Raw genomic sequence first — 22,359 nt, 5'->3', positions numbered from 1 at the left:
AGAGCAGCATTCTGAGGCGAATAATGGAGCATGCTAGTCCCATAGGCACTTCAATAGCCGAACCAGAAGGTTCGGCTTCTTTATATCATACCAATTGGACAAGCACGAGCTGGAGGGAACGGGCATGACGATACATTTTGACGGAACGGAAGGCCGTGAATACGGCCATATGGCACTGCATACGGACAAATATCAGATTAATATGATGTATGCGCATTGGAAGAATGGCACGCATAATCGGAAAGTTGTGTTCGAGGCTTATTTCCGCAAGCTGCCGTTCGGCAATGGATATGCCGTGTTTGCAGGATTGGAGCGGATCGTTGATTACATCCGGTCGCTTCGGTTTCATGAGCATGAAATTTCTTTTCTGCAAGAGCAGGAAGAACAATATGATGAAGAGTTTCTGGCGGAGCTTCGTCAATTCCGGTTCAGCGGGAACGTGCTGGCAGTGCCGGAAGGAACGCTAGTCTTTCCGAATGAGCCGCTCGTTCGAGTGGAGGCGCGTGTGTTCGAAGCTCAGCTGGTAGAAACGGCGCTTCTTAATTTCATGAACTATCAGACGCTCATTGCGACGAAGGCAGCGCGCATTCGGCGAGCAGCAGAGAAGGACGTGCTGATGGAGTTCGGCACCCGGCGAGCGCAGGAGGCGGAAGCGGCGGTATGGGGGGCGAGAGCGTCATATATCGCAGGGTTCGATGCAACGTCGAACATGCGGGCTGCGATGCTGTTCGGTATCCCGGCCAAAGGAACGCATGCGCACGCCTGGGTGCAGGCGCATGACAGTGAGCAGGAGGCCTTCGACCGTTATGCTGAGGCACTGCCCGATAATGTGACGCTGCTCGTCGACACTTATGATACACTGGGCAGCGGCGTACCGAATGCGATCCACACGGCTCGTATGCTGGCTGCCCGAGGTAAGCGGATGAGTGCAATTCGAATCGACAGCGGCGACCTTGCCCTCACATCCAAGGAAGCGCGGCGGCAGCTCGATGAAGCAGGGTTCGAGGATGTTGGCATCGTAGCCTCCAACGATCTGGATGAGTCGATTATAGCAGAGCTGAAGGCACAAGGAGCGAGAATCGATTCATGGGGCGTCGGGACGCAGCTTATTACGGCGGCCGATCAGCCGGCGCTTGGCGGCGTATATAAGCTGGTAGCGCGTGAAACGGTTCAGGGCGGCGAGTTGAAACCGGTCATTAAGCTGTCCGGTAACCCAGAGAAGGTGTCGACACCAGGCAGCAAGGATGTGTACCGAATCGTGAATCGGCGGACAGGCAAGGCGGAAGCGGATTATTTGGCTTTTCCTTGGGAGACGGACATTCGGGAAGGGAAGCGGGTAAGATTAATTGATCCGACGCAGCCTTATCGGAACAAGTTTTTGTCCGATTATGAGGCGATTCCGCTGCTTAAGCCTGTTATTATGGAGGGAGAGCTGGTTGACAAGCTGCCGACATTGTCCGTTATTCGGGACTATCACCGCCGGCAACTGGAGCTGTTCCCGCCTGAAGTGCTGCGCAAAGTGAATCCGCAGACGTATCCAATCGACCTTAGCGTCGAGGTATGGGAGCAGAAAATGAAGCTTATCGAACAATACAGTCCGAAGAGCGAATAAGGCGTCTAGTCGAGCTGATGAAGTCATTCGCCCGGCTGCGGATGAACGAAGAGATCAATCTGTACGTGGACGGGAGCGCGTAATGCAGGCGGAATTCCAACTGTGTAACCCTGACAATATAATTGGTATTGCTGTGAAGGATGTCGGCAGCGAAATTACGGTATGGTCGTCCAGTAAGTCACGATGTTCGATTGGACTAACGATACGAATACCTTCTTTTGGGGCTATTCATGTACTAGGATTATAGCAGCTCTGATATCCTTTTACGAAATTGGAATAATGATCAGGCGATGCCATTCGTACTCTTGTTGCGCCAGCATTTTTGCGTCACAATAAGAGGATGAAATATTTGGAGGTGTGAGATGAGATTAAGGGTTTCTGCCGTACAGTATCATTTGCATACTATCGATTCCTTCGAGGCGTTCGCCGCGCAGGTTGAGCATTACATACGCACCGCAGACGAATTTGGCTCTGAATACGTGCTGTTCCCGGAGTTTATGACGACACAGCTGATGTCTATTCCGGATGAGAGTGGTAAAGCGCGCAGCATTGATGCATTGCCTGAATTTACAGATGCCTATCTCGAATTGTTCAAAGGGCTGGCCGCCCGGTATAACATGTACATTATCGGCGGCACGCATGTCATCCGGACGAGCGAAGGTAAGCTGTTGAACGCAGCCCATCTATTCATGCCGGACGGCACAGTTGGTGTGCAGCCGAAGCTGCATATTACGCCGACAGAAGTAACGGAGTGGAATATGGGCGCTGGTGACGGATTGGCCGTATTCGATACGCCCAAAGGCCGGATCGCGATGCTGACCTGCTACGACATCGAGTTTCCCGAGATTGTTCGGATGGCGCGGGCGAAAGGGGCAGACATTATTTTCTGTCCGTCGTGCACCGATGACCGCCAAGGCTTCTATCGCGTTCGTTACTGCGCGCATGCGCGAACGATCGAGAACCAGATATATATCGTCACAACAGGCACGGTCGGCTCGCTGCCGACAGTCGACTTCATGCGGCTGAATTATGGGCAAGCTGCCGTACTGACGCCGAATGACATTCCTTTTCCACCGCGCGGCATTATGGTTGAGGGGGAAATTAACGGGGATATGATTGTTACGGCCGATCTCGACCTGTCGCTTCTTTATGAAGTGAGGGAGCGGGGCTCGGTGACAACCTGGCGGGATCGCCGGACTGATCTATATACGGATTGGAAGTGAACGATCCATGTCGATCCCCTACTATAAATCGTTCTATGTAATGAACGACGGCAAGCCTGTTCCAGCTGTCGTACGCAGCTATACAGAAGCCGATTTCGATGAACTGATTCAAATTCAGGCCGAGTGCTTTCCTCCGCCTTATCCGCCTGAGCAATGGTGGAACCGCGAGCAGCTGGCCAGCCATATTGAACGGTTCCCCGAAGGTGCGCTGTGCATCGAGGTGGATGGCAGATTGGCCGGCTCGATGACGGGACTGATCGTTCAATTCGACCCAGCGCATCCCGAGCACAGCTGGGAGGAAATAACGGATAACGGCTATATCCGTAATCATGACCCATCCGGCGATACTCTATATGTCGTCGACCTCTGTGTCCGGCCGCAGTATCGTAAGCTTAGGCTTGGACAATGGCTTATGTTCTCCATGTACGATGTTGTCGTTCATCATAGGCTGACTCGTCTGCTGGGCGGGGGCCGACTGTCAGGCTATCATCTTGTGGCGGATCGGATGTCGCCGGAGCAGTATTTGGACGCTGTCATTCGCGCCGAGCTGAACGATCCGGTTATTAGCTTCATGCTGCGTGTCGGCCGAACGCCGATCGGCGTCGTTCGTAACTATCTGAATGATGAAGAGTCCGGCAATAATGCAGCGCTGATGGAATGGCGCAATCCATTTCTTCATACGAAGAGCCAATGAATATTGAAGGAGTTGGGCGGTTAATGGAATATATCCGAATTACGAATATCGCAGATCCGCTGTTTGCGGCCATGCATAAACTGATGGGCGAAGTGTTTCCTCCGGAGGAGGTGCTTGCGTTCGACTTGTGGAAGGAGCCGCTCGAGGACCCCGGTATTCGAGTGTTCGTTGCCGTTCATGAGGGTGAGGTAGTCGGAACGACCGAGTACCGTTATTATCCGGACTTTAATGTTGCGATGACTGACTTTACGATCGTTGGTCGTCCAGGGCTTGGCGTCGGCCCGTTCCTTTGGAATGAGCGCCAGCGGGATCTGGATGCGTTAGCTGCTTCGTTCGGACAGAAGCTTGACGGCATGTTCGCCGAAATATACGATCCGTATCGGGCGGCTAATCATGATTTCGGCGGTTTAATGACGATGAATCCGTATGTTCGCCGGGAAGTATTGTCCCATATGGGCTACAAGCGGATCGATATGCCATACGTACATCCTTCTTGGCAGAATGATGGAGAGGCCGTCGAGGAGCTGGACCTGGGCTTTCTTCCTTATGACGGACGGGATAAGATCGATGCCTCGTTAGTTGCGAAGTTTTTGCGTCGTTATTACGCCGTGCTGCCGAACAAGCCTGCCGCTTGGGAAGCGATGGTCGCTGCGCTTGATTCGAAGGATAAGATTGCACTTTTACCTCTATAATCGTAAGGACATGACAATTGAGCATAAAGATTGCACAAGAAAGAGCGGGGTTATCCGCTCTTTTGTTCATGTATAATCATGGTATTGAATGAAGTTATTGCGATTCATATTGTATTGATGAGGGGGCAATGTATATGACTACACGGAAACAGTGGAACGAGCCGGCAATCCGAATGAACCAGCTTGGTTTTACGTTAGGACAAACGAAAGCGTTTACAAGTCAATTGGCCAATGGACGCTTTGAAGTCGTTAACGTGGATACGGATGAGACCGTATATAAAGGAAAGACCGGACCCTTAACGGACGATGCTTCTGCTGGTATTCCGGTCAGCCGCACAAGCTTGGACGGATTGGATGAAGCGGGACGTTATCGTATCGTTATGGAGGGCGGTATCGAATCCGAGACGTTCACGATCTCGCCGCGTCCTTATCAACAGATTAAGCTGGCGTTGCTCAAAAACTTCTACTATATGCGCTGCGGTATGGAGCTGACAGAGGAGTTCGCCGGTCCGTGGAAGCACGGTGCTTGCCATCTTGCGCATGGCGAAGTGCATGGAGATACGGATACGCTGCTTCCATCAGCTGGCGGCTGGCACGATGCAGGTGATTATGGAAAATATATGGTAGCGGCTGCAAAGGCCGTTGCGGATCTCATGCTTGCATACGAGCGATATCCTGAGGCGTTCGAAGAGCTGACGGTAATTCCGGAAAGCGGCAACGGAATCCCGGATATTCTGAACGAGACACGTTATGAGCTCGATTGGATGCTGCTTAATCAGCGTCAGGACGGCGCTGTCTACCATAAGCTGACGACCTATGCCTTCACGGGACTGAATGTCATGCCAGAGGACGATCTTGCCGATCTCGTGTTCTCGCCGGTATCGTTCACCGCTGCCGGTACGTTCGCAGCTTCGATGGCGATGGCTGCTCGCGTCTATGCGCCGTTCGACGCCGCTTTCGCGCGTGTATGTCAAGAAGCGGCGGAACGTTCGTGGCAGTGGCTTGAGCAAGCGGATGAGCAGGAGAGGACGGGCTTTCGCAATCCGTCCGATGTTACGACCGGGGAATATGGCGATGAGACTGTCGTGGACGAGCTTTATTGGGCAGCGGCCGAGCTGTATCGGCTGACTGGTGAAGCTGTGTATTTGAACAGATCAGAGCAGCTGGCCAAGAGCGGCAGCTTCCCGCTTTGTCCGTTTGGCTGGGCCGATGTTGGCGGTTATGGAACAACAGCGCTTATAGCCGCTTTGCGGGAGCGGGGAGAGAATCGAGCGCTTCTGGATGATTTGCAACGAGCCTGGCTTGACCGCGCCGATGAACTGCTCACCGCCTCGCTGCGCGATGGCTTCGGCGTCGCGCTTCCATCCGACGGCTACATTTGGGGCAGCAATATGATCGTTATGAATGACGGAATGCACTTGCTCATGGCGGCTGATTTGACGGAGGATGCAGCCAAGCGTGAAGCATACTGCCGTGCAGCTCAATATCAATGGGACTACTTGCTCGGAAACAACGTACTAGGTATTTGCTACGTCACGGGCTTCGGTTCTTATTCCGTCATGCACCCGCATCATCGACCGTCTGTGGCTGACGGCGTAACAGATCCGGTACCGGGCATTGTGGCGGGCGGTCCGAATGCAGGGCTCCAGGATGAGATTGCTGCTTCGAGGCTAAAGGATCTTCCTCCTGCTGCATGCTACATCGATCATGAGGAGAGTTACTCGACGAACGAGAATACCATATATTGGAACTCCCCGGCTGTATACGTTGCAGCAGCGCTCGATATGCAGCATCAGGCATAATTAACCGTATTCAGCGGCATCCTAAACTTAAGAGGGAGGGGTGTTTGCTGTGCCAACCTGGTTAGAAGTTGCGCTGCGTACATTGTCTGGCGTAGTAATATTGTTCACGATGACCAAGATCCTTGGAAAGCGGCAAATATCGCAGCTATCGCTGTTCGAATACATTACAGGTATTACGATCGGCAATATTGCGGCGTATTTATCGCTCGACACAGACAGCCAGTGGTATTTAGGGCTCGTGGCGATGTCGGTTTGGGTGCTTGTATCTGTAGTCATGGAATTTGCGACAATGAAGAGTAGAGTGCTGCGTAATTGGGTAGATGGCAAAGGGCGTATTCTTATCGAAAAAGGAACGCTGATAGAAAAAAATCTATTCAAGGAGAGAGTCACGCTCGATGAGTTCTTGGAGAAAATGCGAAGCAAGAACATCCATCGGGTGGCGGACGTGGAGTTCGCAGTCATGGAATCGAACGGAGACATTACGTTCATGCTGAAGAAAGAACAGCAGCCGCTAACCGCTCAAGCGCTTGGCTGGGCAGTTAAGGAGGAGCGGCAGCCGGAGAGCGTCATTATGGACGGCGTTATTATAGAGGAAGCGCTTCGCAAATCAGGCTACGACAGCAAGTGGCTTCATCAACAACTAGCTAATAAAGGCGTTCGACTTGAAGAAGTATTCTTGGCTCAGGTGGACGATGCCGGCGACATTACGATTCAGACAGGGGAGCGCTCTATTCCATAAAGCGCTCCCCTTGTTCATTGCAAAGAGGCGCTTGAAGGGAAAGCGCCTCTTATATAGTTCTTACATGCCCTATATATAATAGAAGATAAATTTTCAGAAAATATTGGAATTACCGCGTATCACCGTTATCAGCGCCGCTTTTCGGCTCTCCGTTAGGCCCGTCCTTGTCACCTGTATTGCGGTCCACACCCGTCGTCTTCGGAGAGATGCGGCGGATACTGGCCGGACGTTTATCGCTGCCGGCAAATTGGTGGGCCACGAGCGCATTGAAGTCTTCAAGATACGGTTTAAGTGATTCATTCATCCATGATTTCTTCGCATATTCGATCAGCCGGTTTACGAATTCGCGGTTCGCCGAAATGTGAACCTCCTTCACGCGGGGAGCAAGCTTGCGGACGCGGAGCGCGATGGCTTGCTTTAATCCGTCCGGAAGCTCATTATGATCGTTTACTGTTAATGCAGGGCCATATGGCGTCGCCAGCTCTCGTCCGTCCCAGAACGGGCTGCCGGTTGTATGGTTGTATACACCTTCGTTGGCTCCGCTAAGGTTTTGCTCTTTCTTATCGCGACCTCCGGACTTCGTTCGCATTGCATTACCATGGAAGACAATTCCAACATAAGCATTCTTGTCAGTCAGCATGACGTTCGCATATGAGATGCCGTCGATTTTGGTTATCTCTTTCGAGATGTAGGAGCTGTACTCAAAATACTGATTCTGGTGATTGTCCTGTCCAATGGACAAGGCTCCGAATTGCCGCTCGCCCAGCTCTCTCTGCTGACCAGCGTTGCGCGTGCTGTACGTGTTTGATTTATAGCCATGCGGCTCATACTTATAGCTGCTGCAGCCGCTGGACATGACCGAAATACCTAGAAGCAGAACAAGACTGCGGGCAAGTCTTGAATAGTTGGTCCTCATCCATAAGTACCTCCTTCATAAATGCACTACGGATAGCGTTCGCCGCGCAGGCGGAAATATACGTTGAAACTTCGATACATAATTGACCATTCATTAGGTGCACAATGTACATAAAGCAGTTTTCGCAAGCAGTGGAAATTGATGTCGAGTGAGGTGTCGGATCAGGTCGAAAGAGGTGCTCGCAAACCGGTTAAAAGCGAGTGGAAGAAATGTTAAAAAGCCCGTTATCATCGCATTTTTGACGGTTTTGAGAACAATTTGTGAACTCTTTCGGAATGATTGACAAAAACATCCTTCAACTTTATATTTAATTAAGTGATTTAATGCAGAAGTTGTAAAACATCTCTAGAAAACGCAGTTTGCGCCTTTCCTCGCCATCTGAAAGCAACTGCGAAAACGTAAAAAGTGGGGTTGATGAATGATGAACCGGTGGAACGTAGGAAAGCGCCTTCTGCCGCTCTTTGCCGGAATGATGTTGTTGCTGTCGGCATGCGGGCGCGCAGATCTTTCGGCATTGAACCCGCAAGGGCCAGTGGCGGAAGAGCAATTCGGACTGATGAAATTGGCGATCAGTATCATGCTCATCGTCGTAGTCGTCGTATTCGCGATCTCCTTGTATGTAATTGTTCGTTTCCGCAGACGTCCTGGAGATAACAAAATTCCAGTACAGGTAGAAGGAAACCATAAGCTGGAGATTATCTGGACGGTAATTCCTTTGATCTTGCTCGTCATTCTGGCTGTACCGACGGTGAACTCCGTATTCGGTCTCTCTAAGGATTACTCTAAAGATAAAGACGCTATTAAAGTAGAAGTTACGTCGCACCAATTCTGGTGGGAATTCTACTATCCGGAGTATGATATCCGGACGGCGCAAGAGCTTGTAATCCCGACGGGTAAGAAGATTGCAATCACGACGAAGTCCGGCGACGTTAAGCACGCCATCTGGATTCCGTCCCTTGCGGGCAAAATCGACACAAACACGGGTACAGCGGATGCTAACGGTACTGCGAATACGAACAAAATGTATTTCGAAGCGACAAAGGCTGGTGTATACCTCGGTAAGTGTGCCGAGCTGTGCGGTACCTCTCACGCGCTAATGGACTTTAAAGTGAAAGCGGTCGACGAGGCTTCGTTCGAGAACTGGAAAGCTGCCATTAAGGCTCCTGTAGCACTGCCAAGCGATCCTGCAATTAAAGATGCACTCGTGAACAATTGCTTGTCCTGCCACGCGATCGGCGAACAAGGCGGTCTGTCGTTCCCGAACTTAACGGATATCGGCAGCCGGATGACGGTCGGCGGTATCCTGATCAACACGGACGACGCGAAGTATAAGAACGAAGGTACAACCGTGGAAAACTTGAAGAAGTGGATCAAGAACCCGGAAGCGGTTAAGCCTGGTGCATTGATGCCTGGGTTTGAGAATGAGCTGTCCGAACAAGAAATAGACGGCATCGCTCAATACTTGGCTGGACTTAAAATCGACTACGAGAAATAATCATCGGGGGACTTAAAGGGGGGCATTAACCTTGGCACACGCGCATGCGCATACGGTCAAACGTTACCGGGGACTCATGGACTGGTTGACGACCGTTGACCATAAGAAAATCGGTATTCTTTATTTGATTGCCGGTGGGTTGTTCTTCCTCATCGGCGGTCTGGAAGCGATATTGATTCGTATTCAGCTGTGGAAGCCGCTTAACGACTTCGTTAGCGCGGATACATACAATGAGCTTCTGACCATGCATGGCACGACGATGATCTTTCTTGCAGCAATGCCAATGCTGTTCGCGCTGATGAATGCAGTTATACCGCTTCAGATCGGCGCACGCGACGTAGCGTTTCCGTTTCTGAACTCGCTCGGCTTCTGGACGTTCTTCTTCGGCGGCGTGCTGCTGAACGTGAGTTGGTTCACGGGCGGAGCGCCAGATGCGGGCTGGACGTCTTACGTACCGCTCGCGAGCCCGGCATTCAGCGACGATTATGGGGTCGACTATTATGTTATCGGCCTGCAGATCGCTGGTATCGGTACGCTGATCGGCGGTATTAACTTCCTAGTTACCATTATTAACATGCGGGCACCAGGTATGACGTTCATGCGGATGCCAATGTTCACGTGGGCAATCTTCGTAACATCGGCACTGATTTTGTTCGCATTCCCTGCCCTGACGGTCGGTCTCGTTGCACTGATGTTCGACCGGCTGTTCGAAGCGAATTTCTTTAACGTTGCCAATGGCGGTAATACTGTACTGTGGGAGCATATCTTCTGGATTTTCGGACACCCTGAGGTTTACATTCTCATTCTGCCGGCTTTCGGCGTAATCTCCGAGGTTGTCAGTACGTTCTCGCGTAAGCGTCTGTTCGGATACAGCTCCATGGTCTTCGCGACTGTACTGATCGGCTTCCTCGGCTTCATGGTATGGGCGCATCACATGTTTACAACAGGTCTGGGACCTGTTGCCAACGCATTGTTCTCCATCGCGACAATGCTGATCGCCGTACCGACAGGGATTAAAATATTTAACTGGCTGTTTACGATGTGGGGCGGCTCAATAAAGTTCACATCTGCGAACCTGTTCGCTGTCGGCTTCGTACCAACATTCGTAATGGGTGGCGTAACGGGTGTTATGCTCGCGGCAGCACCGGCTGACTTCCAGTATCACGACTCGTACTTTGTTGTTGCGCACTTCCACTACGTTATTGTTGGTGGTCTGATTCTCGGTATTTTCGCAGGCCTTCATTACTGGTGGCCGAAGATGTTCGGTAAGATGCTGAACGAAGGTCTCGGCAAGCTGACGTTCTGGACGTTCTATATCGGCTTCCATATGACATTCTTTATTCAGCACTTCCTCGGTCTGATGGGGATGCCGCGTCGGATTTACACGTATCTGGACGGCTTGGGCTTTAACGGAATGAACTTGATCAGTACGATCGGCTCGCTATTAATGGGGCTCGGTACGATCTTCTTCATTATCAACATTATTGTAACTGCGATCAGCGGTAAGAAGGCTTCGAACGATCCGTGGGAAGACGGACGTACGCTGGAGTGGACGATTCCGTCGCCGGCACCGGAGTATAACTTCAAGCAAACGCCACTCGTACGTGGATACGATGCATATTGGAAAGAGAAAATGGACGGCAACAAAGAGATGATGCCAGCGGAACCGCTCGGTCCGATTCATATGCCGTCGCCATCGATTCTTCCATTGTTCATGTCAATCGGTTTGTTCATTGCAGGCTTCGGCTTCATGTACCACAATTACGCTATTGGTGGTGCTGGCCTTGCAATTACGTTCTTGTGTATGCTGATCCGCTCGCTCAAGGACGATCATGGCTTCCATATCGAGCCGGAAGAGCTGGAAGACAAGGGGGTAAGAGCATAGCATGAGCGCACATACACACGCAGACGGCCAACTTCCGCATGAGCCTGAGAAGGCAACGCTGGAAGGCCGCAATAAAGTGCTTGGCTTCTGGCTGTTCCTTGGCGGGGAAACGGTATTGTTCGGTACGCTGTTCTCCGCATTCCTCGCCCTCCGCGATCAAGTAGGTGAGGGCAATCCGACAGCGAACGAATTGTTCAGCTTGTCGACGGTTGCGATTGCAACGTTCATCCTGCTTACATCCAGCTTGACGAGCGTATTCGCAATTCAAGCGATGCATGCAGGCAAGAAATCCGCTATGCTCTGGTGGCTGGCGATTACGGTAATATTCGGTCTCGGCTTCTTAGGATTGGAGATTTACGAGTTCTATGAATATGTTCATGAAGGCCATGGCTTTACAACAAGTGCGTTCAGTTCATCGTTCTATACGCTTGTTGGCTTCCACGGTGGACACGTAGCGTTCGGTGTTCTCTGGATCAGCATCTTGATCGGTCAGGTCTTGAAGAAAGGGCTTAACGTCGTCACGGCTCCGAAGATTTATGTAGCTGGTATGTACTGGCACTTTATCGACGTCGTGTGGGTGTTCATCTTCACGGTCGTCTATCTGATGGGAAAGGTGGGCTAAGTCAATGGCTGCAAACCATTCCGCTGCGGAAGAGACGAAGAAACGCCATAAGCACGAAGGTCCGCGCAAGCACATCGTTGCTTATCTCTTGTCGATGTTTCTGACATTGATCGCATTCGCTGCCGTGATGGGCGGCGAGATCAACGCATCGTTCATCATTTTCATTCTTCTGGTGATGGCGGGTATTCAAGTGTTCGTTCAGATGGGCTTCTGGATGCATATGAAGGACCGCGGTCATGCATTTCCAATCATTGGTATTCTGACAGGTGTCGTCATCGTATTCACGATGGTTATCATGGCTGAATACTGGGCTTGGTGGTAATGGCGAAGCAAGGCTAATAAGGCTAAGGAGGATCCTTGTGGTCCTCCTTTTTTGCATACGTTAAGGGCTGTTCCTTTGACAAATTGATGAACTCCTACCCGGTACACGGTGCGAGCATCGTTGTCTGGGTAGGAGTTGGGAAATGCTTATGCTATACTAGGCTTGTTCCCGCATATCCGGCTGAAAGTTGTCATAACGGCTGAACCTATGAGAGGGGTTTAAGATGCTCGGCTTGCAATATTTTTCGTTCAGAGAAGTGTGGAGTCCGTTATTTTTGTTCGGGATGGCGGCGGTTGTCATTCTCTACTTATATGTGGACGGGCCGTATCGACGCACGCATGCACCGCATGAAGAGGCCGCAAGCGGTTGGCAGAAGTTCACGTTCTTAACTGCCGCGTTCCTTTTCTATCTGGCACAGGCTGGGCCGCTCAGCTTGCTCGGTCATATGATGTTCTCGTTCCATATGCTGAACATGTCGTTGTCTTACTTGATCGTACCGCCGCTTGTGCTGGCAGGCTCGACCTCTTTCATGTGGCGGCTAATGTTTAGATGGAGCTTGTGGGGCAAGTTGAAACTTTTAATGCATCCGATCTTTTGTCTCGTGCTGTTCAATATGGTGTTCTCACTCTACCATATTCCGCTTGTACACGACTATGTCATGACTCATTATACCATCCACCGACTGTTCTACGTGGTGCTGATCGTAACATCGTTCATGATGTGGATACAAGTGTTCTCACCTGTTCCGGAATGGAGCCGGCTTACCGATGTACGGAAGATGGCTTATGTGTTCGCGAATGGTGCGCTGCTGACACCAGCGTGCGCGCTCATTATATTTGCAGGGTCGCCATTATATGACGCCTATAATGATCCGACTACATGGGTTAAAATGATGGGATACTGCGTCGCTGGAGATCCGTCGTATTTGCTCGATCAGGTAGGCGGGCCGCAATTTTTCAAGCTGCTAGGGCCGCTCGAGGACCAGCAGACGGGCGGAATTGTAATGAAGCTGATCCAGGAAGTAATGTATGGCGCGATACTCGCTTATATTTTCTTCCATTGGTTCAAGCGTGAGCACGCCGATGACGATGCGCCGAAGGCGGAGCCGAATCCAGCAAACGGCACCTAATAATTTGAATCATCATAGTTTTGAATGGCTTTGCGGCAGCGAACGAACAGCCGCAGCCCTCTACATAACCCAGTGAGGTGGAAGCAGAATGGATCTGTACAGTATTTTTCCGACCATCAGCACGACATTTATTGTAATAAGTGCGATTCTTGTCGCGATTGGCTGGCGGCTTGCGATCAAACGCAATTTGGAGGCGCACAAGAAAGTAATGTTCTGGGCGGCCGTAGCCGCAACGATATTCTTTATTGTCTACATGAGCAGAACGATCTTCGTCGGCAATACGGAATGGGGCGGGCCGGACAGTCTGAAGCCGTATTATTTCGTATTCTTGATCTTTCATATTACGCTGGCAACTGTGGCGGCTGTTTTTGGTATTACGACGTTGACGCTCGGCTATAGGGCGAAGTATGCAAAGCATCGCAAATGGGGACGTGTCACGTCCGTCATTTGGTTCGTTACAGCGGTTACAGGAGTTGCCGTATACGTCCTGCTGTACGTAATGTACCCAGGCGGACACACGAAACCTGTATTAGATGCGATTTTTGGCTAGAGATATAAGGTTGAATAAGTATGAAGAAAGATCTTTCTTGGAAGGCGCGTAAGCGGCCTGTTCGAGAAAGATCTTTTTTTGTGGAAAAAGTTGAATGGGGTATATTGACAGTCATCCCTAGTGTGATTATACTGTGTATAAAGATATACACAGTAAGCACACATTATATACACTGTATATACAATGTTTAATCAAATATAGACATTCTAGATGTCATGGAGGATGAATGGATATGGCACTGCAGATCAAGCATTTGTACAAGAAGTATAAAGATATCGTTGCGGTGAACGACATGAATCTGGAGCTGCCGAAGGGACAAGTGCTCGGGATGCTCGGACGCAACGGGGCTGGCAAGACAACGACACTGAAGATGCTGCTCGGGCTCGTACAGCCGACGAGCGGAGAGATATGGTGGGAGGGCAAGCCGCTTAATCGGAGTGAGATCAAATTCGGGTACCTGCCGGAAGAACGCGGATTGTATCCGAAGATTAAAGTGGTGGAGCAGCTTCGTTACTTCGGCCAACTCGAGGGTATGAGCAAGAAGGCGATCGATTCCGCAATCGATTACTGGTTTGAACGGCTTGAGATGAACGAATACCGAGGCAAGGTGGCAGGCGAGCTGTCGAAAGGTAATTCTCAGAAGGTGCAGCTAATTGGTACACTGCTGCACGATCCGGATTTTATTATACTCGACGAACCGTTCAGCGGTCTCGACCCGGTCAATGCCGAGATGTTGAGCAGTGTTATTGAACAGTTGATCGCGGACAATAAGACGATTATTCTATCGAGCCACCGGATGGAGCAGATTGAGCAGTTCTGTGAGAACGTCGTCATGATGAAGAAAGGACAAATCGTCCTCTCCGGTAAGCTGAACGAGATTAAAGAAAATTACGGTTATAAGAACGTAAAGCTGGAGAGCGAGCAGGATTTAGCGCCTTGTCTGAACCGTCTGCAAGTAACGTTCGAACGGAAGAACAACGTATATACGGCTCAAGTACAAAACGCAGAACGAGCGCTTGACGTCATTAAACAGCTGGAGCAGCAAAATATAACGCTTAGAAGCTTCTCCGTTCAAGAGCCTTCTTTGCATCAAATCTTTATTGAAAGGGTTGGGTGATCGAACGATGAAACCGTTCTTAACAGTATTTCAATTTCATCTGAAGGAAAGCTATCGCTCTAAAGCGTTTAAAATTATGGCTGTTGTAATGTTTCTGCTCGTCGTTGGCGTTTTTGTCGCTGCGCATTATATGAGTGACGATTCAAAGCTTAACTTGAAGCTGCTGTCCGAATCGAGTGAATACAAGCTGGATATTGACGGAATCAATGAGCAATCGGATATCGTAGAGCTTACGGCAATTGACAGCGGTGAGCTGGAAGCGAGCAAGGAGGAAGTGAAGAATGGCGACATAGATGGCGTCGTCGTGATAGGTGAATCGAACGGGATGCCGACGATCGCTTATACATACAGCCAATTTCCTGATCTGGATGCGCTGGCGGTCATTAAGAACGAGTTGAATATGCAGTATATCGTTCATGTTACGGAAGAGAAAAATATTGCTGCCGATGCAGCCCAAGCGCTGCTTGCGCAGATTGAGATACAAGAAGAAAGCTTGAATCGGACGGATGCGATGGGTCTGGTGTACTTCTTTTCCTTCCTGATGTATTTGTTCATTATGATGTACGGTCAGATGGTTGGTTTGAGCATCGCGGGTGAGAAAGTATCGCGCGTGATGGAGGTCATGATTACGAAGGTTAAGCCAACGACAATGATGTATGCGAAGGTTCTCTCCTCGATGGTGGCTGGACTGACACAGATCGCGATCATAGCGGCAGGATATTTGACAGCACGCGAAATGGGTTGGGTCGGCGAGCAAATGACGGTTTTCGGTTTGCCGATTGATATATCAATCGTGACAGTGAAGCTGTTCGTCTTCTTGGTTGTGTACTTCATACTCGGCTATTCGCTGTATGCGATTATGTACGCTGCGCTGGCATCGATGGTAAGCCGGATTGAAGATATGAACTCTGTAACAGCTCCGCTTTACGTACTGTTGATGGTGGCGTTCTTCCTGTCGGTGAAGTGTATGGCCGATCCAAGCTCGTTCACGGTCGTTGTCGCTTCGTATATTCCGATGTTCTCTCCGATGGTGACATTCTCGCGAATGGTCATGGGTGAGGCGGGTGCACTGGAGCTCGTGATCACGATTGCTGAAATTGCAGTAACGATTGGTATTCTGAGCTTCTTCACGAACCGACTCTATGCGAGCGGAGTTATGCGTTATGCAGAGAAGACGAAGTTCTCGGATATTATCAAGTTGACAAGAGAGGCTTAGTCCAAGTCTAAAGGAAGAGATATACATTCGTGTATGATGAGGAGTCGGTCATATGAATGGTTGGCGGGGCGCATGGAGTCTTGCAAAATTTGAGTGGCGCAGGGAACGAATCGGTATGATGATCATGCTTCTTTTCATCTGCTATTTGCTGATGATTGTCTACTCATTTTTTAATAATATGAATGATCCCGATACATTGAAGATGAGCTGGACGGTCGACACGCTTCATCTTGCCTTATTGCCGATACTTGGATTTCCGATGAACCGGACGATAATGAGAGCATGGCGGGAAAATTCGTTCACGAATAGAATTATAAGTTTGCGCACTCTGCCGATTTCGGTTAGGCAGATTGTTGCCGGGCGTCTTATTCAATTGATGGGGACGCTGGCTCTTGGTCAAGCCGTTTACTTTATCGCGTTATACGCGATATCGGATACGCTGCGTGGAGAACTGGACATCGGTACGTATATCGGATTCGTATTGTTCTGGTTCGGTTACTCAGCAGGAATTGCGGGGACGTATACGTTCTTAGAGCAGGGCTTCTCAGGCAAAACGTATACGTTGTGGTCCTTCCTATACCTCTTGTTATATTTTGGGACGGGTTATGTTCTGTACAATGAGAAGCAATCGGTTACGTTCGGCGTCATCCGAGAGCTTCAACATGGGAATTGGTGGTACACGGCGGGTTCGCTCCTATTCGGAGTAATCTTAATATTGCTCGTCTATATTTTTACAAGCATGAGGCTGAAGGTCAGAAGCTATTCCCGCTAGGCGAAATGGAATGATCGGTCAATAGAAGATGACAAAGAAGGTGTAAGTGTGTGGCTGCCAATTAATATAAATGAGAGTAGTCCGGAGCCGCTATATCACCAGATAGAAGTTCAGCTTCGCGCCTTGATTGTGAGCGGTCAATTAGCGGAAGGGACGCTGCTTCCATCGATTCGAGAGCTTGCGCAAATGTTGAAATGCAGTGTCATTACCGTAAGGCGTGTGTATCAGGATCTGGAGTCGGAGGGACTGCTTCGAACCCGTCAAGGGACAGGGACGTTCGTCGCAACCGTGCAAGAAGAAGACCGCGACAGGCAGCGGACGTCATCCGTCATTGAGGCGGTGGAGGCGGCGGTTGATGCCGGCATGAGGGTACAGCTGACGCGCGAAGAGATGCAGCAAATTATGGCTCAAGTATTGGACGAACGATGGAAGGAGAGATGACGATGGAAGCGAATGCGATTACGATAAGCGGCGTAGAACAGCATCATCCGCATTTTCGGTTGGGACCGATCGACCTGGACATTGCGGAAGGGTTCGTAACTGCGATTGTCGGACCGAATGGCTCGGGCAAAAGCTCGACGTTTCGTCTGCTTCTCGATCTGGCTAAGCCGAATGCGGGCAGCTTAACCGTACTAGGCTGTAAGGTCGGAGAAGGAGATGACCGGGAATGGAAGCGGCAGATCGGATATTTGCCTGAAGATTCGAGCAAAGAGGATGAGTATTTGCGCGGTTCGGAGAAGGCGGCATTCGTGCGGCAGTGGTATCCGGATTGGGACGTGAATTTGTATCAGGATTTGCTTAGGCGCTTCGAGATAGATGACTCTCTCAAGCTGGGTAAAATGTCCAAAGGGATGCGGCGCAAATTCGAATTAGCGCTTGTCATGGCTCATAAGCCGAAGCTGCTGCTGCTTGATGAGCCGTCGTCAGGCCTTGATCCCATCGCTTGGAGGTCGATGATCGAGCTGCTTCATCGATATATGGAGCCGGGGAATCGGACGATACTAATGGCCTCTCATATTGTAGATGAAGTAAGACGACTTGCCGATTATATCGTCTTCATGGTTCGCGGTCAGGTGCTCGGCAAGTTCGAGAAGGATGAGCTGTTCCAGCGTTGGCAAGTGCTATTCGTCACGCCGGGAGATAAATCCGTCTCGTCGGCTTCTCCATCGTCGTGGCCGGCCGTCGTTGAAGCGGAGCCAGCAGGCGGCGGGATGGTACGCATCGTAACGGAGAATGCGGAGCTGACGGAAGGTGCGCTGCACGAAATGGGTTATCGCATCAGTACGAGGCAGGCGCTGTCGCTGGATGACATTTTGCACGCTTTAATGCGGAGAGGAGCGTATGCATGAACCCCCTATCAGTCGAAAGGATCTATAAAAAATATGGTGATAAGACAGCGGTTAATGGACTGTCCTTCAACGTAGAGCAGGGAGAGATTTACGGGCTGCTCGGTGCGAACGGCGCAGGCAAAACGACGACAATGCGGATGGTGCTCGGCCTGATCTATCCGGATGAAGGAAGCATACGATATAACGGTCAGCCGTACAGCAAGGAGCAGCTGAGCAATCTCGGCTACTTGCCGGAGGAGCGCGGGCTGTATCCGAAGGTGAAAGTGAATGAGCAGTTGATCTATCTGGCGCAGCTTAAAGGAATGAGCAAGAAGGCAGCAGAGCAGAGCTTAAGACGATGGCTGGAGCAGTTCGAGGTGCCGGAATATTACGATAAGCGGGTTGAGGAGCTGTCGAAGGGCAATCAGCAGAAGATTCAGTTCATCGCCGCCGTCATTCACGATCCGCAAATTTTAGTTCTGGACGAGGCATTCAGCGGTCTGGACCCTGTTAATGTCGAGTTGTTGAAGTCAGCGGTCAAGGAGCTGCGCGATAACGGCAAGACTATTCTATTCTCGACACACCGGATGGAGCATGTTGAGGAGTTGTGCCGCAACATTACAATTATGCATCGCTCCAATCCGGTCGTGCAGGGTGACATTAAGACGATCAAGAGCCGCTATCCGCGCGAGAGAGTGATGCTGGCGACGAGCCGCGAAGTGACGGGATTAGAGCAGCTGGAAGGCGTGCGATATGTGACGAAGCAGGAGAACGTGACGGAGATCGGGATCGCTTCCGAGCAGGCGGCGAAGCTGATTCTTCATCATGCGCTGCAGCAAGCGGATATTGAACGGTTCGAGCTGATGCAGCCGACGCTTAACGAAATCTTCATACGAACGGTAGGTGGCGAGCATGAATAATTTCTGGACCGTCGTCGGATTCACAATCCGCAACAAGATCAGGGCGAAATCTTACATTGTCTCGACCATCATTTTGGCGGTCATACTGAGCGTCCTTATCAATTTACCTTATATTATTAGCCAATTCAGTTCGGATTCGCCGGATCGTATCGGATATGCGTCAGCACCAACGGATCAAGTCCAGTCGAAAGTAACGTCCAGCTACATCGGAAGCAGTCTGCAGTCTTATTTCAAGGTACAGGAGGAGCCGAAGTACGAGTTCGTTCCGATAACGAATGCGGACTCGGCAGACGCGACAGCGAAAGCTCTGAATGAGGCGCTTGAAAACGGCGATATCGACGCATATTTTGTGCTGATCGATGCGGGCTCGCCGGAGCAATTTCCGAAGCTCGAGCTTCGTGCGAAGAAGAAGTACAGCGACGAAGCGGTGGCCGAGCTGCAGGCGGCGCTGCAAGCGATCAAGCTCGACTATGAGCTGCAAAGCCTGGGGTTAACTGAGGAGCAGAAGCAGACGCTGTTCTCGCAGGCCGAAATAAGCAGCATACAAATTAACGTTACCGACGGAACGGCGACAGAAGAGGCCGTAGAAGAGAATACAGGAGCGCAATATGCTATGGTTTACGCGATTCTGTTCTTGCTGTTTATGACGATCATGTCGACCGGTATGCTTATTGCTACGGAAATAACGGCAGAGAAAAGCTCGCGTGTGATGGAAGTGCTCATTACGAGCGTATCGCCTCTAAAGCAGATGTTCGGCAAAATTTTCGGCGTATTTATCGTCGGGCTGCTGCAAATAGCGGTGTATGTCATCGTGTTCGCTGTTAACTTGTCGCTGCCGAACAATGATAGTGCCTTGAAGGACATCGGCATCAATATGGCAGATATTCCGGTGTCGCTATACATTTATGCACTTTTCTTCTATCTGATCGGTTACTTCTTATATGCGACGTTGTATGCAGGCGTCGGCTCGCTCGTCAGCCGGACGGAGGAGCTCGGCCAGGCGGTTATGCCGCTGACGTTCATCTCCATGGGTGGCTTCTATATCGGCTTCTTCAGCTTGAGTTCGCCGGACAGCACGTTCGTGACGGTAACGTCGTTCATTCCATTCTTCACGCCATATATTATGTTCCTTCGCATCGGTATGACGGAGCCGCCATTCTGGCAAATCGCGCTTTCGCTCGTCTTGTTGTTAGCAACGACGTTTGCATCCGGATGGCTGTCGGCGAAAATTTATCGTACTGGCGTACTGATGTATGGCAAACGTCCGTCGATCAAGGAGCTTCGTAAGGCGATGAAGGCATATAAGCTGTAGGGTAATTGAAACATCCTTGATTAATCAAAATATTGATTGGTCAAGGGTGTTTTTTTTCGGGCTTGCGGTTTCGGTTAATTGTTGGAACCGATTTAGTCTCATCGAATCCGTAGATCTAATTAAGAGGTTGCAGAGTCTATGGTTGGATGTTAATGTTTGTCATATGAACCATAAATAATAGAATAAGAAATTGCACAATCGTACGGTAAGCGGAAATGATTGAGCTGGGATGGAACAATGAAGCGGGTGAGATATTATGACAAATGGGGACATTACTTTAAACGTACTAGATGGGAAATTCAGCTATCGTGTCGGAGCAATTATTATGGATTCAGATCAAATTTTGTTGGCGAAAGATAAAGCGACATCGTTCTATTATACAATAGGTGGTCGTGCAAGATTTGGAGAAACGGCTGAAGAAGCGATTGTAAGAGAAATGTTCGAGGAAACGGGGCTTCGTCTTGAGGCTGGCGAATTGAAGTATGTTCACGAGAACTTCTTTACTTCAGTTGAAGGTACGGATTACCATGAGCTTTGTTTTTATTTCACGGTTCAACCAAGTTCCGAATTACGCCAAATGAAACAAGCTTTCTTCGAAGAGCCATATGGTGAAGTACCGCTGCATTGGATTCCGATTCATGAGCTGTCGGCCTTAGATGTATATCCTGAGTTTTTTAAGACGGAAGATTTGAATTCGAATAGCCAGTTTAAGAGGTTCATTACTAGAAACGGTCGTACTTATCCAGCATCGGATCATGAGTCCCAATAGCACCAAGTTAATCGAGCATCTAACGTTGTGACCCAGGTCCCTTCTTCAAAGGGACCATTGTCAGTTATGGAGGATAATATGGCAAATAGGATTGTATTGAACATTCTTATAATGAGCGTCGTGCTACTCATTAGCTCATGTGGAGCAAATGATAACCGAAGCAATTTGAGTCCCGACGAACGATTACCAGCCGGTTACACGATTGCGAATATTGAGAGCGCGATGGATGAATGTATCAACTATTTCTTATGGTCTAATCCTGATGAGGTTTATCCTAGGCCAGCCGGCTCTGAACCGTACGTTGGTCAACAGATCTCAGTTGAAGTGAGAGTATATACAGACAAGTCCGATGGTCAAAGAGTTTTCGCGTTATCGAATTTAGCCATCTGGAAAGATTCTTTGTTCACATTTGATCGGCTGGGCGGAGCTGTATATTGTACAGGCCATTCCATTCCGAATGATGAATCGTGGCCGGAAGGTGATTATGAGGTTATCGATACGTTATCCCTTAAGGTTCAGCCGGTTCGAAATCCCCATTTTGGAACATCGCCTGAAAAGGATCGAATGATGGAGACAATCGAGAACGAGTTGACGAGGACGTGTATAGATTTTACTACAGGCACGGAGAGGGAATTATGGCTGGATTCTGATATTTACGTAGTAGATTTTTTTGAGTACGAAAAGTCCGCTGGGGTTTGGTTTATTCGTCAAGATGGATATGCATATAACTCAGGGATATACCTCGAGTTAGATACAACAACCAATGAATATGTCGCTATTGGCTTGAAAGGATATGCATTAGACAACATCCATTCCATTATGGAGGGTGACCCTGCTAGATTTATTTTCGATAGACAAATGCAGGCCGTGATCAAGCACTACAAATGTACCGAATCGGGCTTGAAACATCCACGAAAATAGAGGAGGGAGCTGCGCAGCGATTATTAACAATGCGGCCATGAGACAAGCAACTAAAACCATGCGTTTAATAGAAGCGCCCAATAGAACGGACATGACCGCTGCTGTTCATGCTTTGCACTGGTCTTCCCTTAGATGAATTATTTTATTTGTGTGAATGATGGGAGTAAAGCTGGAGGTGCATGCTTCTAAATGGATTCTGTAGAGGTAGGGTTACAGCTGTTAATATTTATTATTGTTATTTCGTTGTTTTTTCAAATGATACGGTTCCTCGTCCAAAAGTATTTAAGTGACTTTTACCAGAAATTCGCTCATTCAATACGTCA

At 49.7% G+C, this 22,359-nt stretch carries 22 protein-coding genes; 21 read left to right on the top strand and 1 reads right to left on the bottom strand.

The genetic code is table 11. From position 1 onward, the window contains the following. Positions 1–124 precede the first annotated feature (124 nt). From PXY01_RS10105 to PXY01_RS10080, 6 genes are all read left to right on the top strand, one after another. Positions 125–1,612: a nicotinate phosphoribosyltransferase gene (locus PXY01_RS10105; protein WP_127569725.1), complete on the top strand. Its 1,488-nt coding sequence runs from the start codon at positions 125–127 to the stop codon at positions 1,610–1,612. A gap of 362 nt (positions 1,613–1,974) precedes the next feature. Next, positions 1,975–2,835: a carbon-nitrogen hydrolase family protein gene (locus PXY01_RS10100; protein ID WP_127569724.1), complete on the top strand. Its 861-nt coding sequence runs from the start codon at positions 1,975–1,977 to the stop codon at positions 2,833–2,835. A gap of 7 nt (positions 2,836–2,842) precedes the next feature. Beyond that, complete coding sequence (locus PXY01_RS10095; protein ID WP_127569723.1) at positions 2,843–3,529, top strand: GNAT family N-acetyltransferase; 687 nt, start codon at positions 2,843–2,845, stop codon at positions 3,527–3,529. A 23-nt stretch (positions 3,530–3,552) separates the two neighbouring features. Next, the gene (locus tag PXY01_RS10090; RefSeq protein WP_127569722.1) at positions 3,553–4,221 is read left to right on the top strand and encodes a GNAT family N-acetyltransferase; all 669 of its coding nucleotides are present in this window, start codon (positions 3,553–3,555) and stop codon (positions 4,219–4,221) included. 134 nt (positions 4,222–4,355) lie between these two features. Beyond that, positions 4,356–6,023 carry a glycoside hydrolase family 9 protein gene (locus PXY01_RS10085; protein ID WP_127569721.1) on the top strand — a complete coding sequence of 556 codons (1,668 nt, stop codon included), beginning with the start codon at positions 4,356–4,358 and terminating at the stop codon, positions 6,021–6,023. Positions 6,024–6,072: 49 nt separating this feature from the next. Then, complete coding sequence (locus tag PXY01_RS10080) at positions 6,073–6,762, top strand: DUF421 domain-containing protein (protein ID WP_127569720.1); 690 nt, start codon at positions 6,073–6,075, stop codon at positions 6,760–6,762. Between the two features lie 109 nt (positions 6,763–6,871). Here PXY01_RS10080 and PXY01_RS10075 read toward each other — a convergent pair whose 3' ends face one another. Further along, positions 6,872–7,678 carry a hypothetical protein gene (locus PXY01_RS10075; protein ID WP_127569719.1) on the bottom strand — a complete coding sequence of 269 codons (807 nt, stop codon included), beginning with the start codon at positions 7,676–7,678 and terminating at the stop codon, positions 6,872–6,874. A 418-nt stretch (positions 7,679–8,096) separates the two neighbouring features. On the opposite strand from PXY01_RS10075, the gene coxB reads away from it, so the two are divergent. The 15 genes from coxB to PXY01_RS10000 all read left to right on the top strand — a co-directional run bounded on the left by coxB (position 8,097) and on the right by PXY01_RS10000 (position 22,036). Continuing rightward, positions 8,097–9,173 carry a cytochrome c oxidase subunit II gene (coxB, locus tag PXY01_RS10070; protein WP_127569718.1) on the top strand — a complete coding sequence of 359 codons (1,077 nt, stop codon included), beginning with the start codon at positions 8,097–8,099 and terminating at the stop codon, positions 9,171–9,173. Positions 9,174–9,249: 76 nt separating this feature from the next. Further along, positions 9,250–11,058 carry a cytochrome c oxidase subunit I gene (ctaD, locus tag PXY01_RS10065; protein ID WP_127569810.1) on the top strand — a complete coding sequence of 603 codons (1,809 nt, stop codon included), beginning with the start codon at positions 9,250–9,252 and terminating at the stop codon, positions 11,056–11,058. Position 11,059: 1 nt separating this feature from the next. Then, complete coding sequence (locus PXY01_RS10060; protein ID WP_127569717.1) at positions 11,060–11,680, top strand: cytochrome (ubi)quinol oxidase subunit III; 621 nt, start codon at positions 11,060–11,062, stop codon at positions 11,678–11,680. 4 nt (positions 11,681–11,684) lie between these two features. Continuing rightward, positions 11,685–12,002, top strand: a complete 318-nt coding sequence (locus PXY01_RS10055; protein ID WP_127569716.1) for a cytochrome C oxidase subunit IV family protein — start codon at positions 11,685–11,687, stop codon at positions 12,000–12,002. Between the two features lie 223 nt (positions 12,003–12,225). Then, a complete protein-coding gene (gene ctaG / locus PXY01_RS10050) occupies positions 12,226–13,131 on the top strand; it encodes a cytochrome c oxidase assembly factor CtaG (protein ID WP_127569715.1) in 906 nt (301 codons plus the stop codon). A gap of 88 nt (positions 13,132–13,219) precedes the next feature. Next, positions 13,220–13,681 carry a DUF420 domain-containing protein gene (locus PXY01_RS10045; RefSeq protein WP_127569714.1) on the top strand — a complete coding sequence of 154 codons (462 nt, stop codon included), beginning with the start codon at positions 13,220–13,222 and terminating at the stop codon, positions 13,679–13,681. Positions 13,682–13,913: 232 nt separating this feature from the next. Further along, positions 13,914–14,798, top strand: coding sequence for an ABC transporter ATP-binding protein (locus tag PXY01_RS10040; protein ID WP_127569713.1), 885 nt, complete (start codon positions 13,914–13,916; stop codon positions 14,796–14,798). A 7-nt stretch (positions 14,799–14,805) separates the two neighbouring features. After that, on the top strand, positions 14,806–16,014 hold the full coding sequence (locus PXY01_RS10035; RefSeq protein WP_127569712.1) for an ABC transporter permease: 1,209 nt from the start codon (positions 14,806–14,808) through the stop codon (positions 16,012–16,014). A gap of 52 nt (positions 16,015–16,066) precedes the next feature. Beyond that, positions 16,067–16,786, top strand: a complete 720-nt coding sequence (locus tag PXY01_RS10030) for a hypothetical protein (RefSeq protein ID WP_127569711.1) — start codon at positions 16,067–16,069, stop codon at positions 16,784–16,786. A gap of 48 nt (positions 16,787–16,834) precedes the next feature. Continuing rightward, positions 16,835–17,227 carry a GntR family transcriptional regulator gene (locus PXY01_RS10025; protein WP_127569710.1) on the top strand — a complete coding sequence of 131 codons (393 nt, stop codon included), beginning with the start codon at positions 16,835–16,837 and terminating at the stop codon, positions 17,225–17,227. 2 nt (positions 17,228–17,229) lie between these two features. Then, positions 17,230–18,135, top strand: a complete 906-nt coding sequence (locus PXY01_RS10020) for an ABC transporter ATP-binding protein (RefSeq protein ID WP_127569709.1) — start codon at positions 17,230–17,232, stop codon at positions 18,133–18,135. Beyond that, on the top strand, positions 18,132–19,034 hold the full coding sequence (locus PXY01_RS10015; RefSeq protein WP_127569708.1) for an ABC transporter ATP-binding protein: 903 nt from the start codon (positions 18,132–18,134) through the stop codon (positions 19,032–19,034). Before PXY01_RS10020 ends, PXY01_RS10015 begins: the two co-directional genes overlap by 4 nt. Next, positions 19,027–20,346: an ABC transporter permease gene (locus PXY01_RS10010; protein ID WP_127569707.1), complete on the top strand. Its 1,320-nt coding sequence runs from the start codon at positions 19,027–19,029 to the stop codon at positions 20,344–20,346. Before PXY01_RS10015 ends, PXY01_RS10010 begins: the two co-directional genes overlap by 8 nt. A 256-nt stretch (positions 20,347–20,602) precedes the next feature. Beyond that, positions 20,603–21,115, top strand: coding sequence for an NUDIX hydrolase (locus PXY01_RS10005; protein WP_127569706.1), 513 nt, complete (start codon positions 20,603–20,605; stop codon positions 21,113–21,115). A 78-nt stretch (positions 21,116–21,193) separates the two neighbouring features. Further along, positions 21,194–22,036 (top strand): hypothetical protein, encoded by an 843-nt coding sequence (locus tag PXY01_RS10000; RefSeq protein ID WP_127569705.1) that lies wholly within the window; start codon positions 21,194–21,196, stop codon positions 22,034–22,036. Positions 22,037–22,359: the final 323 nt, after the last annotated feature.

The organism is Paenibacillus xylaniclasticus, assembly GCF_004001065.1.
GTDB lineage: Bacteria > Bacillota > Bacilli > Paenibacillales > Paenibacillaceae > Paenibacillus_T > Paenibacillus_T xylaniclasticus.
The sequence above is the reverse complement of the archived record's forward strand: the minus strand, read 5'-3'. Positions and strand labels throughout refer to the sequence as shown.